Source organism: Comamonas trifloxystrobinivorans, assembly GCF_043359985.1.
Classification (GTDB): Bacteria; Pseudomonadota; Gammaproteobacteria; order Burkholderiales; family Burkholderiaceae_C; genus Comamonas; species Comamonas trifloxystrobinivorans.
In genome coordinates, this window is record NZ_JBHZGV010000031.1 from 14,430 (window position 1) to 32,073 (window position 17,644).

At 60.1% G+C, this 17,644-nt stretch carries 15 protein-coding genes; 6 read left to right on the forward strand and 9 right to left on the reverse strand.

Annotation, left to right across the window (positions count from 1 at the left end):
* Window positions 1-140 precede the first annotated feature (140 nt).
* The 4 genes from urtB to urtE all read left to right on the forward strand — a co-directional run bounded on the left by urtB (window position 141) and on the right by urtE (window position 4,723).
* A complete protein-coding gene (gene urtB / locus ACFIQF_RS24055; protein WP_393946183.1) occupies window positions 141-1,736 on the forward strand; it encodes an urea ABC transporter permease subunit UrtB in 1,596 nt (531 codons plus the stop codon).
* 179 nt (window positions 1,737-1,915) lie between these two features.
* Window positions 1,916-3,100: an urea ABC transporter permease subunit UrtC gene (gene urtC, locus ACFIQF_RS24060; protein WP_393946165.1), complete on the forward strand. Its 1,185-nt coding sequence runs from the start codon at window positions 1,916-1,918 to the stop codon at window positions 3,098-3,100.
* Window positions 3,097-3,972, forward strand: coding sequence for an urea ABC transporter ATP-binding protein UrtD (gene urtD / locus ACFIQF_RS24065; protein ID WP_393946166.1), 876 nt, complete (start codon window positions 3,097-3,099; stop codon window positions 3,970-3,972). The genes urtC and urtD overlap by 4 nt, the downstream gene beginning before the upstream one ends.
* Window positions 3,973-4,030: 58 nt before the next feature.
* Window positions 4,031-4,723 carry an urea ABC transporter ATP-binding subunit UrtE gene (urtE, locus tag ACFIQF_RS24070; protein ID WP_393946167.1) on the forward strand — a complete coding sequence of 231 codons (693 nt, stop codon included), beginning with the start codon at window positions 4,031-4,033 and terminating at the stop codon, window positions 4,721-4,723.
* Window positions 4,724-5,070: 347 nt separating this feature from the next.
* Here urtE and ACFIQF_RS24075 read toward each other — a convergent pair whose 3' ends face one another.
* Both ACFIQF_RS24075 and ACFIQF_RS24080 read right to left on the reverse strand, forming a co-directional pair.
* On the reverse strand, window positions 5,071-6,060 hold the full coding sequence (locus tag ACFIQF_RS24075) for a TauD/TfdA dioxygenase family protein (RefSeq protein WP_393946169.1): 990 nt from the start codon (window positions 6,058-6,060) through the stop codon (window positions 5,071-5,073).
* Between the two features lie 39 nt (window positions 6,061-6,099).
* Window positions 6,100-7,173, reverse strand: a complete 1,074-nt coding sequence (locus ACFIQF_RS24080) for a Bug family tripartite tricarboxylate transporter substrate binding protein (RefSeq protein WP_393946170.1) — start codon at window positions 7,171-7,173, stop codon at window positions 6,100-6,102.
* 219 nt (window positions 7,174-7,392) lie between these two features.
* Here ACFIQF_RS24080 and ACFIQF_RS24085 point away from each other — a divergent pair, with 219 nt between their 5' ends.
* A complete protein-coding gene (locus ACFIQF_RS24085) occupies window positions 7,393-8,223 on the forward strand; it encodes an urease accessory protein UreD (protein WP_393946171.1) in 831 nt (276 codons plus the stop codon).
* A gap of 86 nt (window positions 8,224-8,309) precedes the next feature.
* On the opposite strand, the gene ACFIQF_RS24090 is transcribed toward ACFIQF_RS24085, so the two are convergent.
* The 7 genes from ACFIQF_RS24090 to ACFIQF_RS24120 form a co-directional block, all read right to left on the reverse strand.
* The gene (locus tag ACFIQF_RS24090) at window positions 8,310-8,927 is read right to left on the reverse strand and encodes an SCO family protein (protein WP_393946172.1); all 618 of its coding nucleotides are present in this window, start codon (window positions 8,925-8,927) and stop codon (window positions 8,310-8,312) included.
* A gap of 4 nt (window positions 8,928-8,931) precedes the next feature.
* Window positions 8,932-9,831, reverse strand: coding sequence for a heme o synthase (cyoE, locus tag ACFIQF_RS24095; RefSeq protein ID WP_393946173.1), 900 nt, complete (start codon window positions 9,829-9,831; stop codon window positions 8,932-8,934).
* Window positions 9,832-9,864: 33 nt separating this feature from the next.
* A complete protein-coding gene (locus tag ACFIQF_RS24100; protein ID WP_393946174.1) occupies window positions 9,865-10,986 on the reverse strand; it encodes a COX15/CtaA family protein in 1,122 nt (373 codons plus the stop codon).
* Window positions 10,987-11,004: 18 nt separating this feature from the next.
* The gene (locus ACFIQF_RS24105; protein WP_393946176.1) at window positions 11,005-11,742 is read right to left on the reverse strand and encodes an SCO family protein; all 738 of its coding nucleotides are present in this window, start codon (window positions 11,740-11,742) and stop codon (window positions 11,005-11,007) included.
* Window positions 11,675-12,487 carry an SURF1 family protein gene (locus ACFIQF_RS24110; RefSeq protein WP_393946177.1) on the reverse strand — a complete coding sequence of 271 codons (813 nt, stop codon included), beginning with the start codon at window positions 12,485-12,487 and terminating at the stop codon, window positions 11,675-11,677. The genes ACFIQF_RS24105 and ACFIQF_RS24110 overlap by 68 nt, the downstream gene beginning before the upstream one ends.
* Before the next feature lie 140 nt (window positions 12,488-12,627).
* On the reverse strand, window positions 12,628-13,050 hold the full coding sequence (locus ACFIQF_RS24115) for a GCN5 family acetyltransferase (RefSeq protein WP_393946178.1): 423 nt from the start codon (window positions 13,048-13,050) through the stop codon (window positions 12,628-12,630).
* 82 nt (window positions 13,051-13,132) lie between these two features.
* Complete coding sequence (locus tag ACFIQF_RS24120) at window positions 13,133-13,555, reverse strand: DUF3806 domain-containing protein (protein ID WP_393946179.1); 423 nt, start codon at window positions 13,553-13,555, stop codon at window positions 13,133-13,135.
* A gap of 339 nt (window positions 13,556-13,894) precedes the next feature.
* On the opposite strand from ACFIQF_RS24120, the gene ACFIQF_RS24125 reads away from it, so the two are divergent.
* The coding region (locus tag ACFIQF_RS24125) for a hypothetical protein (protein ID WP_393946180.1) at window positions 13,895-17,644 on the forward strand (3,750 nt) is incomplete at its 3' end.

Here is a 17,644-nt window from a genome sequence, read left to right on the forward strand (position 1 = left end):
GAGGGTTGGGGTGAGGGTGCTGGTTTCAATCACTACGCCCTCATTCAGCCCTACCCATTCGCCTGACCAAGCGACCACTTCCCAGACCGCGAGCCATGAAACGCATCACCGGTATTCCCTCTCTCTCCCGCTTGCGGCAGATGTTTTGGGTGCGCGCCCAGGCCGGCATCAGCGCCCTGCTTTTGCTCTGCACGCTGAGCAGCGCCGCGCACGCGCTGACAGCCGAACAGGCTTTCCAAATGGCTGCGGCAGACGATGCCGAAGCGCGCGTTGCCGCTATCAACCAGGCCGTGCAAACGCCCGATGCGCAAGTGGCCGCCTTCCTGGCCGCGCTGGCCAATGACGAAGTCAAAACCGCCAACGGCCAGGCCTTTATCGTGCAAAACAACCAGGCCCGCGATCCGGCCACCGGCGCAGCCGCCCAGCTGCCAGCCGATGCCGAAGACGTGGTCAACAACAACTACTTGCGCGGCGTGATCGAGGCCGCGCAAGCCGTGCTGGCCTTGGGCAGCAGCGATGTATCCGAGCGCCGCCAAGCCGCTGCCAAACTGGCCGCCGAGCCCGACGCCACACGTGCCGAGCTGATTGCGCAAATCCTCGCCAAAGAATCCGACCCCGAGGTCAAAGCCCTGCTGGCCCGCGCCCAGGCTGCGGGCGAGCTGACCAGCGAAGAACCCAGCGCCCGCCTGCACGCCATTGGCCAATTGCTGCAAGAAAAAACGCCCGAAACCCAGTTGCTGCTGAACCAGCGCCTGGCCGAAGAAAGCGACCCTGCCGTGCAAAAAGCCTTGCAGCGCGCGCTCGCAGAAATTGCCGACAGCCTGGCCTGGGGCGAGCGCCTGGGCCAGATCTTCAGCGGCATCAGCCTGGGCTCGGTGCTGCTGCTGGCCGCGCTGGGCCTGGCCATCACCTACGGGCTCATGGGCGTGATCAACATGGCGCATGGCGAGCTGATCATGATCGGCGCCTACGCCACCTACCTGGTGCAACTGGCGTTTCAGCGCCTGCTGCCCGAGGCTGCTTTTGGCTGGTACCTGGTGCTGGCCATCCCCGTGTCTTTTCTGGTGTCGGCGCTGGTGGGCGCGGTGCTGGAGCGCGGCGTCATCCGCTTTCTCTACGGCCGCCCGCTGGAGACTTTACTCGCCACCTTCGGTATCAGCCTGGTGCTGCAGCAAACCGTGCGCAGCCTGTTCGGCGCGCAAAACGTGGGCGTGGAAAACCCCTCGTGGATGAGCGGCGGCGTAGCGCTCTTGCCCAACCTGACGCTGCCGTGGAACCGCATCTGCATCGTGCTCTTTGCCTTCTTGGTGCTGGGCGCGGTGGCCTATTTGATTGCCCGCACGCGCCTGGGTTTGTTTGTGCGCGGCGTCACGCAAAATCGCTCCATGGCCAGCTGCGTGGGCGTCAACACGGCCCGCACCGACACCTACGCCTTCGCGCTGGGCTCCGGCATTGCGGGCCTGGCCGGTTGTGCGCTCAGCCAGATCGGCAACGTGGGGCCGGATCTGGGGCAGAACTACATCGTCGACTCCTTCCTCGTCGTCGTGCTCGGCGGCGTGGGGCAACTGGCTGGCACGGTGTATGCCGCGCTGGGGCTGGGCGTGCTCAGCAAACTGCTCGAAGGCTGGACCGGCGCGGTGCTCGCCAAGATTGCGGTGCTGCTGTTCATCGTGGTCTTTATCCAAAAGCGTCCGCAAGGCATTTTTGCCTTGAAGGGCCGTAGCGCTGAAATATGAAACACCCCCTGAGTCGCTTCGCGCCTTCCCCCTCGAGGGGGACGACACCCTCGGTGCGGGGCGGCCCTTCCTCGGTGTCCCGTACTTGGGCCGCGCCCGTTGCGCAGGCCATGCGCCTTGATCGGAATGAGAGAACCCCTGAGTCGCTTAGCGCCTTGCCTGCATGAGGGAAAACTGACATGACAAGCCCATCCATCTCCATCGAACTGCCCAAGCCCGCGCCGCTGCTATCCGCCAAGGGCTGGACAGGCTTTCTGCTCGCGCTGATCGTGATCTGCGCGGTGGCGCCGGCCCTCAATCTGCTGGTGCCAGAAGGCAGCGCACTGCATCTGTCCGACTACATGGTCGGCCTGCTCGGCAAGTTCATGTGCTATGCCATCTGCGCGCTCGCCATTGACCTGATCTGGGGCTACACCGGCATTCTCAGTCTGGGCCACGGCCTGTTCTTTGCGCTGGGCGGCTATGTGATGGGCATGTACCTGATGCGCGAAGCCGCCGGCCCCGACGCGCTGCCACCCTTCATGGCTTTTCTGGATTGGAAAGAACTGCCCTGGTCGTGGGCGCTGTCGGGCAGCTTCACCGCCACCGTGCTGCTGGTGTTCTTGCTGCCCGGCCTGCTCGCTGGCGTGTTCGGCTACTTCGCCTTCCGCTCGCGCATCAAGGGCGTGTACTTCTCCATCATCACGCAGGCGCTTACCTATGCGGCCATGCTGCTGTTCTTTCGCAACGAAACCGGCTTTGGCGGCAACAACGGCTTTACCGGCTTCAAGTCGATTCTCGGCGTCTCGCTGAACACGCCGCAAATGCATGTGCTGCTGTTCTCGCTGTCGGGCGTGGCGCTGCTCGGCTGCTACCTGCTCGCACGCTGGCTGGTGCAAAGCAAGTTCGGCCGTGTGCTGCAAGCGGTGCGCGACGCCGAATCACGCACCATGTTCTGCGGCTACAACCCGCTGCAGTACAAGCTGACCATCTGGGTCATCTCGGCCATGATGTGCGGCCTGGCCGGCGCGCTGTATGTGCCGCAGGTCGGCATCATCAACCCCAGCGAAATGAGCGTGGGCAACTCCATCGAAATGGCGGTGTGGACGGCAGTGGGCGGCCGCGCCTCGCTGGTCGGCCCGATCATCGGCGCGTTTGCGGTCAACGGCGGCAAAAGCTGGCTCACCATGGCTGCGCCCGAGTTCTGGCTCTACGTGCTGGGCGCGCTCTTCATTGTGGTGACCTTGTTCATGCCCGGCGGCCTGATCCGCCTGCCCGAGCAGATTCGCCAATGGCGCGCCAAACGTCAGGCACAGAACGCTGCGCCAACCGCTGAGACAGCCAGCGCCAGTAACACACCAGCCTTGAAAGGAGCCCGCGCATGACCCCCGAGCTCATGGCACAAGGCGCCGAGCGCCTGGCCCATTACCAGCAGCGCGCCAGCAGCAGCGCCACCGAATCCGGCGGCCGCAACGCCAGCATGGCGCGGCCCGTGGTGGCCGGCCAGGTAGAACTCACGCACGGCCGCATTCTTTACTTGGAAGACGTACACGTCAGCTTTGACGGCTTCAAGGCCATCAACGGCCTGAACCTCGACATTGCGCCCGGCGAGCTGCGCTGCATCATCGGCCCCAATGGCGCGGGCAAGACGACGATGATGGACATCATCACCGGCAAAACCCGGCCCGACCAAGGCACGGTTTTCTTCGGCTCCACCATCGATCTGCTGCGCTACAACGAACCGCAGATTGCCGCCATGGGCATTGGCCGCAAGTTCCAAAAGCCCACGGTGTTCGAGCAGCTCTCGGTGTTCGAAAACCTGGAGCTAGCCCTCAAAACCCACAAGGGCGTGGCGCAGTCCATGGCTTTCCGGCTGAGCGGCACGCAGCGCGACCGCATTGCCGAAGTGCTGCACACCATCCATCTCGCGGGCAGCGTCACGCGCCAGGCCGGCTTGCTCAGCCACGGCCAGAAACAGTGGCTGGAGATTGGCATGCTGCTGGTGCAAGAGCCCAAATTGCTGCTGCTCGACGAGCCGGTAGCCGGCATGACGGACGAAGAAACCGTGCGCACCGCCGAGCTGTTTCTGAGCCTCAAAGGCAAGCATTCGCTGATGGTGGTGGAGCACGACATGTCGTTCATCGACACCATCAGCGAGAAAGTCACCGTGCTCTGCGACGGCTCGGTACTGGCCGAAGGCACGCTGGCCCAAGTGCAGGCCGACGAGCGCGTGATCGAGGTTTATCTGGGCCGCTGAGCGGCCGCCGCGACAGTTGAGTTGGCCGGCGTCATGCACGCCGGCCTTGGAGATGGAAATGCTGAAAGTCAACCACCTGCACCAGTACTACGGCGGCTCGCACATTCTGCGCAATGTGCAGCTCAAAGCCGAGATCGGCAAAGTCACCGTGCTGCTCGGCCGCAACGGCGTGGGCAAAACCACCTTGCTCAAAAGCCTGATGGGCCTGGTGCCGATCAAGAGCGGCAGCATCGAATGGCAAGGCGTGGACATCGCCAAAAAAACACCGTACGAGCGCGCCCGCAACGGCATTGGCTATGTGCCGCAGGGGCGCGAAATCTTCTCGCGCCTGAGCGTGGAAGACAACCTGCGCATGGGCCTGGCGTATTGCTCGCCGCGCAGCCCGATCCCGGCCGAGTTGTTCGAGCTTTTCCCGGTGCTCAAACAAATGCTGCACCGCCGTGGCGGCGATCTGTCAGGCGGCCAGCAACAGCAGTTGGCCATTGCGCGGGCCCTGGCACCGCAACCCAAAATGCTGATCCTCGACGAGCCCACCGAAGGCATACAGCCAAGCATCATCAAAGACATAGGCCGCGTCATCCGCATGCTGGCCGACCGCGGCAACATGGCCATCTTGCTGTGCGAGCAGTACTACGACTTCGCCGAAGAACTGGCCGACCACTACGTGGTGATGGAACGAGGAGAAGTGATTGCCGAGGGACCAGGCAGCGAGATGCAAGCCAAGAACGTGCGCTCGCTGGTGGCGATTTGAAAATACAGAGGTAATGGGTTCTGGGGAGCGCAAGTGTGGTGACGAAGCTTGCTGTCGTGCCGGTGTTGAGGGTCTTCGTTTTGGGGTGTTGATATGAACCCGTATGCGTTGTTGCTGGGCCTTGCCGTACCAAGGTACTGTCTGCGCCCCAGACGCCTAGCCTACGGGTCCATCTCACCATTGGGGTGAGCTGTTCCAGCGCCCGCTTCACTGCCAAGCAATGCTGTTTGAATACCTTCTTACGGAACGCTTGTGCACCACGGAAACAAAGAAAGAAAAAAAGGTGCTGCCAAGGCAGCACCGCAATCGGCAATCACCGTCTGACTGGCCGAGGAGACAAACCCCTTTCAGTAGGCCGCGCTATGCACCGCCAAAACCGGATCTCCTTGGATGGCAGTCGACGCACGGCCATCGGCGCCCACCGGCACTTCGCCCACCAAGGTGGTGCGGTAGAGCTGGCGGTCAAAATCGAGTGCAAAAATATCTTGTGGTGCCACATGGGCAGTAGAGCGGTTGTCCCAGAAAGCGAGCGAGCCTGGCTCCCACTTGAAGCGCACGGTGAACTCGCTGCTCACGGCGTGCTCCCACAGCAGCTCCAGCAGCACCCGCGATTCGCGCGTCTTCAGGCCAACAATGCTCTTGAGAAAACCGGGGCTGATGTAGAGCACTTTCTCTCCGGTTTCCGGGTGCACGCTGACCAGCGGATGCTCGCTGATCAAGGTGTTGTTGCGCACCAGTTCCAGATATTCGGCCGTAGCACTGGCGCCTTGCGGCGGGCTGAAACGGTGCTCGCCGCGCAGGCTGTGCAAAAAGGCTTGCAGCGGCTCGGACAGCGCTTCGTACGCCGCTGCCAGGTTGGTCCACTGCGTGTCGCCACCGTAAGGCGGAATGGTTACGCCGCGCAGAATAGACGCGGCTGGCGGGTTGTGCGCAGCGGTCACATCGGCGTGCCAGCCCGTCCAGGGGCGTTGCTCGGCCTGGCCGCTGTGGCGGTTGGCCTTGCGGTGCTTGGCAATCGAATACAGCTCCGGGTAGCCCTCCACATGGCCGAACACCGGGTGGCCGGGTGTCAGATCGCCAAACTGGCGCGAGAAAGCCAATTGCTGCTCGTGCGAAAGGTGCTGATCGCGGAAGAAAACCACCTTCCAGCGCAGCAAGGCCGAGCGCACGGTATGCACTTCGGCAGCGCTCAGGGGTTGCGTCAAATCCGCACCACTGATCAGCGCGCCAATGTGGGCCGATTGCGGCGCCACCTGGATATGCGGCGTGGCCGCTTGTGCTGCGCCAAGGCGCTCGTCCAGGCGTTGCAGAGGGGCGTGGGGCAAAGGCATGTTCATGGTTCTTCTCCTTGTTGTGGTGTTGTCGGTTCAGCGGGTTCAGCGGGCTTGGGCTACGCGCAGGCTGCCGGCGTTGGCGGGCAGCAAGCCCAGTTCGGCGAGCAAGGCGTGGTTGCGTTGCACCTGCAGGCTCAGCTCGCGGCTGGTTTCTTGCGGGCCCAGAAACAGCGGCTCCCACTGGTTGAGGGTGACGAACTCTTGCCACTCGCGGCTCTCGGACACGCGGCGCAAGGCGTTCACCCAGAACGTCTTTTGCGCAGCGCTGATGTTGGGCGGTGCCATCACGCCTTGAAAGGAATCGCTCACGTAATCAATGCCCTGCTCTTTCCAGGTGGGCGACTGGGCGAATGCACCTTCCAAACGCTGGTTGGCCGCAATGGCCAGCACGCGCACACGGCCGCTTTGCAGATAAGGCAACAGATTCGGCGTGGTGGCAGAGACCACATCGAGGTGGCCGCCGACCAAGGCCGTCATCGATTCGGCAGAAGATTTGTACGGCACGATGCGCAGCTGCTTGATGTTCACGCCGCCTTGCTGCAGCGGTTGCGCCACGCCCAGATGGATATGGTTGCCCAAGGTGGTGGCAATGCCGATGGAGTATTTCTCCGGGTCCTGGCGCAGCTGCGCAATCAGGTCTTGCGCGTTGCGCAAAGGCGAATCGGCGCGCACCACCACCGTGGTGAACTCGCGGAACAAGCTGACCAGCGGCGTGCCTTTTTGCAGGTGGGCAGGCAAGGCGTTTTGCGCCAGGCTGTTGCCGTAGCTGCTGCTCAAAGTCATCAAGGTATTGGCATCGCCAGCGTGGCGGTGCAAGGTTTCCAGCGCCACGATGGAATGCGCGCCCGATTTGTTGCTGACCACAAAACCCGGTGCCAGCCCTTCGCGGCCCAACAGCTCGGTCAGCTTGCGGGCGGCCACATCGAGCGCCGCGCCAGCACCGCTGGGCACGATGAACTCGGGCGCTTTGCCCGGCTTCCAGCTGGCTTCGTCCGCACCGCGTTGCTGCGCCATGGCCGGGCCGCCCAGCATGGCCAAAGCCGCCATGCAAGCCAGGCTCCAGCGGCGGGTTTGCTGACGAAAAGCGGTGGTTGGCGAGGCGAGAGTGACCGGCATGAAAAAGCTCCAAACAGTTGCTGCAAGCGCCCAAATACCCTGGGGCGGCTGCTGGGTAGCAACTGTAGAAGCCAGGGGTTGCGCGGGCAACGAAGGCTTTCAACTGTCCATATGCGAAAAACCTGCTTGCACTGGGCTGCACGCCACAAACCCTGTGCTAGCGCTGGCAACATGCGCCTGCCTTGCTATGATTCCTGAACCAGATTCGAGACCGAACCCATGACTTGGAACGCGCAACTGGCGCTGAACTACTCACAACAAGCGGGCAAAACCTCGGTGCACTTTGAGCACGATGGCCCGCTGCGCGTGCTCAAAAGCCTGTACCCCGAAGGCCCGGGCATTTGCCACAACGTGCTGGTCCACCCGCCCGGCGGATTGGTGGGCGGCGATGTGCTCGACATCAGCGTGCAAGTGGCCGAAGGCGCGCACGCCTTGGTCACCACGCCCGGCGCCACGCGCTTTTACAAAAGCAATGGCCAACCTGCTTTGCAGCGCACCCGCTTGCAATTGGCGGCCGGTGCGCGCCTGGAATGGTTGCCGCTGGAGGCCATTGCCTACAACGCCTGCGACGCCAGCAACCACCTGAGTTTTGAGCTGGCCGAAGGCGCGCAGCTGCTGACCTGGGACGTGACCGCGCTGGGCCTGCCGCTGGCCGGCCAACCGTATGAGAGCGGAGTGTTTACACAGCACATCGAATGGCCTGGCCGCTTTCTGGAGCGCGGCAGCATCAACGCGCAAGACGGCCTGCTGCTGAACGGCGACTTGGGCCTGGCCGGCCAGCGCTGCCTGGCCAGCCTGGTGTTTGCCAGCGGCACACCCCTCACGCGCCAACAGCGCGAGCAGTTGTTGGAAAGCACGCATGCGCTGCTGCAAACAGTGCCTAACGGAGTCATTGCTGGCGTTACCGCCCCCAACGACAACATGCTGGTTTTACGCGGCTTGGCGCCGGTGGTGGAGCCGGTGATGCAGCTGTGGAAAACCGTCTGGGCGCACTGGCGCAGCGAGCTCTGGGCCCTGCCCGGCAACGCGCCCAGAATTTGGGCCATGTGATGGGTGAAATTTAATGGGTGATGGATGGGGCGGCTGCGGCTGCAATGGCAATAGCAACTACCGCGCCACCCAGCAATCACCGAGCATCAAGCGCCGTCGATCAGCAGCTCAATGTCTTTGGCCAGCGTATCGACTGGCGTGCCGTAGCGGCTGTACAAGCGCAGGCGGCCTTGGGGGTCGAAGATCAGGTCGCCGGCGGTGTGGTCCATGGTGTAGGTTTCGGGCGTTTGGCCTTCGACCTTTTTGTAGTGGATCTTGAAATCCTTGGCCATGGTGGCCAGCTCTTCGTCGCTGCCGCGCAGGGCCAGAAAGCTCGGGTCAAAGTTGGCCATGTAGGCCTTCAAGATTTCGGGCTTGTCGCGTGCCGGGTCGACCGATACAAAAATCACCTGCAGCTTGTCGGCCTTGGCGCCCAGCTTTTGTTTGACGGCTACCAAGTCGCTCAAGGTCGTGGGGCACACATCAGGGCACTGCGTGTAGCCGAAGAACAGCAGCGTGACCTTGCCCTGAAAATCGGCCATGGTGCGGCGCTGGCCATGCTGGTCGGGCATGGAGAAGTTCTGGCCGTACTCTTTGCTGCCGGTCAGATCGATAGCGTTGAAGCTGGGCTTGGCTGCCTCGCGACTGCAGGCGGTCAACACGGGCAGCGTGCAAGCGAGCATGGCGCCAGTGGCGAGGGTCTTCAAAGCATTGCGCTTGTTCATGGCATTACCAACGGACGTAGTGATCCACCAGCAGCGCTGCAAACAGCACGCTCAGGTAGATCAGCGAGAAACGGAAGGTTTTGCGAGCCAGTGCGTCCGAGTAATCGCGCCACAGATAAAAAGCATAGGCAAAAAAGCCAGCGCCCAGCACCACGGCAGCTACCAGATAAATCCAGGAACTCATCTGGATGATGAAAGGCAGCAAGCTGGCCGCAAACAGCACCACGGTGTAGAGCAAAATCTGCACGCGGGTGTAGTAGTTGCCGTGCGTCACCGGCAACATGGGCAGGCCGGACTTGCGGTAGTCTTCGACCCGATACAACGCCAGCGCCCAAAAGTGCGGCGGCGTCCACAGAAAAATAATCAGAAACAGCAACAGCGATTGCGCGGTCACGTCGCCCGTCATCGCGGCCCAGCCCAGCACCGGCGGCATGGCGCCCGAGGCACCGCCGATCACAATGTTCTGCGGCGTGAGCGGCTTGAGGATCACGGTGTAAATAATCGCGTAGCCCACAAAGGTGGCAAAGGTGAGCCACATGGTGATGGCGTTGATCCACACCAGCAAAATGGCCGAGCCGGCAGCGCACAGCGCGCCCGAGAAAACCAGCGTTTGCAGGTTGGACAGCTCGCCCCGCGCCGTGGGGCGCCAGGCGGTGCGCTTCATGCGCGCGTCAATGCTTTGTTCTACCAGGCAGTTGAAGGCCGCCGCCGCACCGGCCACCAGCCAGATGCCAACGCAGGCAATCACCATGCGCAGCAGCTCGGCGGCGCTGGGCAGGCCGGGCACGGCCAGCACCATGCCGATCAGTGCACAAAACACGATCAGTTGCACCACACGCGGCTTGGTCAATGCGTAGAACTGCGCAAAGCGGTTCGGCATTGGGGCGGCAGCAAGTTCGGTCATCGGGGCACTCAGTTTTTGTTCCATAGGGCAGTTTCAGGCCTGGGCTTGGCCACGGCGGGTGCTGCACAACATCCAGGTCAGCACCACCATGATGGCGGCTGCGCCACCGGTGTGCAGCACGGCGGCCACCATTGGCCAATCCAGCACCACGTTCGACAGCCCGGTCGCGAATTGCAGCACCGTCAGCCCCAGCAACCAGCGGCGCTGCTGCGCCAGCAAAGGCACGCTGCGCAAACGCCAGCCCAGCCACAGCAAGGCCGCAATTGCCACATAGGCAAACAGGCGGTGCACGTAGTGGATAGTCACCAAAGCCTCGTAGCTGATGTGCGAGCCATCGGCCAGAAACCCGAGCGGACGCCAGAGCTGGAAGCCCTCGAAATTCATCGTCGGCCACCACGAGCCATTGCACTGGGGGAAGGTGGTACAGGCCAGAACCGCGTAGTTCGTGCTCACCCAGCCACCCAGGCTGACCTGCACAAACACCGCCGCCGCAACGGCCACCATCAACCAGCGCAGCCAAGGCGACACTGGAACCAAGGGCAGATTATCGGCAAATTGCGTCTGTCGCGTTGCCTGCACGGTTAATAGCATCAAGAGCACCGTGCCGCCCAGCAGGTGCATGGTGACGATGGCGGGGAAAAGCTTCATCGTCACCGTAAGCGCGCCAAAGGCACCTTGAATCAGCACCCACACCAGCGTGATGGTGGGCCACCAAGGGCTGATCGGCTCTGCCTCGCCCTGGCGGCGGCGCAGCCAGGCGCTGGCCGTCAGCACAATAATCAGGCCGCCCACGGCCGTGGCCAGGTAGCGGTGAATCATTTCTACCCAGGCTTTACCGTGGGTGACCGGGCCGGTGGGCATGGCCTCTTGCGCGGCCGAAATCTCGGCATGCGCGCCAATCGGGCTGGCGCTGCCGTAGCAACCCGGCCAATCGGGGCAGCCCAGGCCAGAATCGGTCAGGCGCGTGAAAGCGCCAAACATCACCAGGTCAAAGCTCACAAACAAGGTCAGCACCGCCAGCACCTGCAGGCGCTTGAGCGGCGTGGCACCGCGGTGGCGCCACCAAATCCAGACGATCGGGCCCAGCGCAATGATGGCGCCCGTCAGCAACACACGCGCCAGCGGCGCGAAATCATACAAATCCTGCGAAGTCATACTCTCTACACACCAGCCCTAGCGGCCTTCCTTGTCCCAGCTCGACGAAGCGCGCAACAAACGCTCCAGATCCTTGCGCGCCTTGGCCGCATCGCTGCGGTTCAGCTGGGCAGGGAAGCGCAGCATCCAATGGCCCAGCGGATCTACCACATACAAATGCTCGCCCAGTTGCCGACCGGCCGCCGGTGCCAGCCACTGCTCCACCACGGCTTGCGGCACACGCAGTACCGTGGCCTGCTCCAGCGCCGGACGCATGGCCTCGGGCGGCTGTGCGTCGTCTGTCACCAGCCACACCCAGTCGAGGCGCTCTTTCTCTCGCCCCAGGCTCTCGCGCAACTGGCGCTGCAGGTACAAATTGTTCTGGCACACCGCATCGCAAGCCGCCGGCCCCACACTCAGCAACAGCCACTGGCCCTGCAAGCTTTGCAGGCTGACCGGCTTGCCGTCCAAGGTTTGCGCCTGCACCGCCGGCAGCATGGGCTGCTTGGCCACCAGTTCGCCAAAATTGCGCCGCCCTTCGGGGCGAATCACGTAATAGGTGAAATAAGAGGCGATCACCGGCGCCGCGCACACCAGCAGCACCAGGAACATCTTGATGCGGCCCGTGCGCGAGCGCTGCGCGGCGTCTATAGCCTCGCTGGCCTGCTGCGCATGCGGCAGGTTGTGCACCGTGAGGCCTAGCAAATCCTCATCCGCCGGTGGCGGGGCTTGGGTGGCGGCGGCTAAGCGCGCGTCGGACAAATTGGAACCAGACATAGAGGATGGCAATCAGGCTACACAGACCAAACCATTGAAACGCATAACCATAATGCTTTTCCACGCCGCTGCCTACCACCGGCCAGTCGCGCAACATACCCTCGCTGGCAGCCCCGGTCTGCACCACCGTCAAGGCGGGCAAGGGCTCGCCGATCTCGCGGGCAAAACCATCGGTGGTCAGATTTTGCCGGATTCGGGAAAACCCTGACTCACTGGCGGACGTCTGCAGCTCCAGCAAACGGGCCGGCTGACCCGCCACGCGCCCTTCTATTTGCACGCTGCCGGCAGGCGTCTGCACCTCGGGCAGCGCATTGCGGTCGTTAAAGTTACGCGCCACCCAACCGCGCTGCACCAGCACCGTCTGCGGCCGCCCTGCCACCGCCTGCCCTTGCAGGCGCAGCGGCGTCAGCACATAAAAACCGGGCTTGGCCTGCATTTGGCGGTTGTCCAGATACACCGTGTGCTGCGGCAGCCACTCGCCTTGCAACACCACTTTGCGGTGCAAAAGCTCGTCTTGCTCTGGCTGCGCCAGTGGTGCCAGCAAGCTATGCCCATCCAGCGCAGGCTGCGCCGCACGCGCATCCAACTGCGCCTGGTAAGCCTCTTTGTCTGCCGCCCGCCGCAACTGCCAGCGGCCTAGCGACGCAGTCACCAGCATGGCCACCACCGCCGCCACCGTAATGACGATAAATCGCACACGCGCTTTGCGCGCATCTTCAGGGGCTTGGACGGGTGGCACGGGCATGGGGTGGTTTATACCGTGCGCTTGCTTGGGCTGGAGTTGCGGGGGTGATAGGGGCGTGGCGACGACTAGGGCTACCGCTCAGCACTATGGCGCATACACCCTGCCAATGAATAACTGCGCCTCTGCAACTTCACAGTCCATCAGCGGGCTGTGCCCCGGAGAATCTCCAAACGATTGCTGGGCGCATCGGGCGCCAGAAAATCGGGAATGGTCTTGTCTGTGCGCCTGGGTCGGCTGAGGAATGCTACCGGCCATTCCGTGACCCGCTCTTCGCAAACGTGGACGTAAACGCCAGCTTCTGGCTCGTCGATGTATTCCTTTTGAAGCACGAGTGCGAGCGGATCTTCTGCACCGTCGGTCGCATTGGCGAACTCACTCGCCTCATCATAAGAATCGAACGCGTAGTAGTAATCGCTGCCATCCGCTTCGTCTGGCGCGCCGCGCTCTGGGTGGAGCCAAACGCGGTATTCAAGCACGGCATCCCAAACATAACCGCCACCAGCTTTAGCAAGGGCTGCGTAGGAACCAACGAGACTGGCATCCAAAACCGGCGGATAGGGCATTGACGACTTTCACAAACTGCATGGCGGTCGGTGAAGAGTCACCTGAGCGCCAAGTAATACGGATTGGGGATCAGCCAGGCAATCAGCTGAGGTCTGAGCCGTCAATTATTTCTTGCAGTTGTGAGCGCAAGCCTTGATAAAGCTCAGCCACATCGAACTGCTCGCCTTGCTCTACCCGCTTGAGCAACATGTCTTGCGGATGAAAGGTCAAGCTCGTCTGCTGATAGCGCACTGCTGGATCGCGCCCATATTCGTCGTTGATCATCCGCCAGTCGTAGCCAGATTCGGTATTGACAAACACTTTCCCAAACGCCAAGCCCAGGGCGCGAATCGTGTATTCGGCCTCGGGGTCGATAGTGCCAGATTCAAGCGCCCGCTGAATAAGAGCCAGATCGTTCTTGCTCCCATCCAGCTCCGCATGAAGAATATCGGCCACCGTTTGCTGGGCGTGCATCAGCGACAAGGCGATTTGCTGGAGGTCGTCTTGGGTTGGGGTTTCAATCATGGGCCGGTCACCTGAGATAGCGAATGCGGATGGGAAATTATCTGCAGATTGGTGATTTGTGTCGCACCATCAGTGCCAATAGTCTCCACTGTGATCACCATAGAAAGCAGGCGCGCTTTGCGCACATCCTCAGGGATTTGATTGAGTGAGCATGTGCCTAGATAATAATTTATTCAGATCTAGCGCATGAGCTAGCGTTTTATGAGGCTGATAGGGTCGTTGATGCTGATTTTTTCAGAGGGTGCAAGAAGTGATATACGTTATTGTGAGTACGTTTCGAAGACACCGCCCCTTGTTGGCCATTGAAGCACGGGAACCTTTCACCGGTGCTCCGAACTGATGATGCAAAGCCCTATAGATATTGGCAACCTTCAAGTCGAATCTGTGCGCCCTCAAGAATTACCTGCAGATGCTTCTCGGCAAGCAGTTGCATCCTTTCGAGGTGTGATCTACCAGCTTTGGTGGTCCATTGATGCGTGGCTACGCTTGGAAACTCCGCATGAGGTTATCTACCTTGAAGGTTCTGAAGACATCGACCGAGCATCTAACTTGGAAGCGGTAGCTCAGCAGATCAAAAGCGAGGTCGATGGGATTTCCCTCAACAACCAACGTGCTCTAAAAGCACTAGAAAACTTCTGGACCCTACGGTCACGGGAGACAACCCGTTCCGTCGAGTTTCACTACATCTCAACAGCTCCAGCAGTTGTCGAGCGAGATGCTGCGTTCGAAGGGATCTCAGGTATGGACGCATGGAAAGTCGCATGCGACAGCATCGATATGACGACGCGCCTCCAGCAGTACCTTGCACCTAAGCTTACTAATAACAGCGCACTGAGAGCCTTTCTTGAAGCAGCGAACGCAGGCGACGTTCAAGCTCAGCTAATTCGCCCAGTGCATTGGTTTCTAAGCCAACCTGGCTTGGAAGCGGTTCAACAAAGCGCTGAAGATCGTATTGTTCACAGACTGAGTATTGCTGGTATCAATCTGTCGTATTCACCCAAAGTCTGCGATCGTCTGTATTCGTTCGTAAGCGAAGTAGTCGTGAGACCAGATTCAACAAAGCGGTGCTTGACAATTGCAGACTTACTGCGTCAGATTGACGCTGCTACTACCTCACATGTCGCGGTCCCAGCCGTTCAATACCAGCAGTTCATGCGAGCTCTTTCGGCAGGATCTTTTGACCCAAGCCAAGCATTGCTAAGGATGATGAAGCTGGATATGCCACCCGCTCCCACGCCGCTACTCAATCGAGAGAAGCTTGTCCAAAGCGTCCGTGAGCGAATAGAAACTCATCCAGCAGTTCTCCTGACCGGAAGCGTCCACAAAGGAAAAACGACCGTAGCCCTGCTTGTGGGTAATGCAGTATGCCCAGACGCATGGTGGTTTCCACTAGCGAACCGCTCGGCAGTCGAAACTGACAACTTGCTAAGAGCACTTGCTGCATCCATCAGTGGACCCGACGTGCCAAAGCTAGTTGTCGTAGACAACATCGACATATCGCCTACCGGACTTAGCGGATTTGACGCTGCCTTGGCCATGGTGGTAACACAGGCCGCGCGTTCAAAGCGTTCTCTCTTACTCACTGCGCGAGGTGAATCCACCGATTCAGAGCAACTCACTGCGCTAGCTGGCTTCTCAATCATTGACATTCCAACGATGCCAGCTGACGAGGTGAGTGACCAATGCCAAGCATATGGTTGTTCCCAGGATCTATCCAACATATGGGGACCTCTGATTTTTAGCTTAACTCAAGGACATCCGAAGCTTGTACAGGTACGAATCGCTGAGCTTGCAACAGCCGGGTGGCCGTCTCCCACGAGCGTGGACCTAATGCCCGCATCGCCCGCGTTGAAAACAGCCCGAGGGGCTGCTCGAAGTATGTTGCGAGGAGCTGTGTCGCCTGATGTCGCGTCCTTCGTCTATGCCGCCAGCGAGGCGACTTACCCACTCTCCAGAGCAATGCTGCTTGAACTCGCCAAAACCTTCAGCGGGATCGTTAATGGAGGTGATGTCGTTGACTCGCTAGAGGGAAAGTGGCTTGAGCGGTCATTCCCTGGTCGGTTGGCGGTTACGCCAATTCTAAAAGGTGCGGCCGAGCAGGTATGGACAGAAGCACAGAAGATTCAAGCGCATGTGCGACTATTCGACGCGATTGCGAGCGTCCGTCAAATCGATGTCGCCGACGCTGCATCTCTGTTGTTTCACGCGCTCGTTGCTAAGGACGGCCAGCGGCTTCTAAGGTGCGCACGAATCATAGAAACCATTGATGAGGATGCAGTTACCAAAGCACTGTATCAGCAGTTAACATGGTTTCCATACATTGCACTAGAGCCGGGTGAGCGCTTCTTCGCATCGCATCCAATGGTCAGCGTAATGCTCCGCCAGGCCCAGTTCACTGTTGCCAGCGAATCGAATTCGGAGGTGGTCGCCCAAGTGCTGGCCAGATGGACTGAGGAAGTTGCCCTCGTTGAGGAAAAAACAGTGCAGGAGGCCGCAGAAGTTGCTAGGTGCATGCGCCTGCTTATCACCAAAAATCCGCGTATCCCCATCAGAGCAAAGCTTGCCGCAGTCTATTCATTGAAGCAGCGAAGCGGTGAAGTAGCTGACTACGTCGATAGCATGTCCAAGCGCGCCTTAGTCGATTCACGTAAGAACGACTTTAGGATTCCTGAGGGAGCATCAACTTCTCAATTCCATCTTTCGCTGCAAGCAGGATCGGTGCTGGAGCTTCATGACTTAGCGAGCGTACTCGATTGGCTTGAGCTCGATGCCGATGATAGTGCACGCGTGGAGTTCGACTCTGTGCTGAACTGGCCTATCGTCAACTCGCAAGGAGCTTTCGTTCATGGTGCATGGTCATCAGGCTGCGCGGAAAAAACAGATTGGGAGCCAACTCTGGAACTACTGAAGCGCGCACTGAACATCGCCGTTCGTTATCACCTGTCTTGGTATGGAAGCGAAGTTGCGAGGGCTATATCGATCATTCAATGTGAGTATCTTCGAGACGCAATTGGCGCGACGAAGACGCTTAACGAAGCCTCAGTAATATTTGGCGAGACGATAACCATTGCCGAACAACGGATCAACGTACTTTTTTGTACCGATGATCATGAAACCGCACTGGACCTGTGGGAAGAACTGACCGCCCAGCCACAGGCATCGGAACAGCTTGACGCGTTCTCATACAGGCGCGCTGCAATCAGCGCTTGTTATCAGGCTAAATGGAATAAGGCTGAGGAGCTCTTTCTCGCTGGTGCCAACCTACCTACGCTTCAAACAACGCCCCTAACACGCTTCGGACTCATCGTCGACGCCTGCAGGGTGATGTCCGTCAATGGTGACTATCAACGTGCTGCGCGCATGCTTGCAGATCTGCTGGTCGCCGCGCCGCAAGAGGTTAACGAGGATGGGCACGCAGATTGGGAGGCAGTCCTTCGAGTTACCTCGACCACTTGCAAAATCATTGAAGATGCGGCCTTTTACACGAAAAAGAATGAGAAATCGCTAGATTTTGGCCTGGCATCAAAGCCTGGGTTGCAGTTTGGCCCAGCACAGCCAGGCCAGCAGCGCCGAACCCTCATGACTACCGCAATCGTTGGCCAGCTTGCTGCACAGCTTGGTGATGTACCAGAGAAGATTAAGGAGTTCTTACAATTCGCAATGCAGTCGTCTGATCCACAAGTACAGTTCAGAGGTTCGCAGGCGATGCTCGCATTTGAGTTCACTCGAGGTTCTCACGCAGAGGTGGTAACAGCAATTGATGTATTTGAACGTTCTGCGAACACTATTCACCGCTTGCCTAGCAGGCATAGTGCGAACGAACCACAAACCTACATTGAATCCACTGCTGGAAGCATTCTATCGAACGAGGGCCTCGTTGCCGTGTTTGCCGCTGGTGCGATATGCAGTAATGAGCCAGAACAAGCGTTATCTGCTTGGAAAACACAGGCTGCCACGGTCTGGGGCAACAATGCCCCTGTAGTAATGAGCCTGAATGAAATGTCATTGAAACGGCTTTGTTGCACAACCCGACCTGAGAGCACACGTCCCCAAACCCCAGACGGAGTTATGCCACGACCACCGTCACGG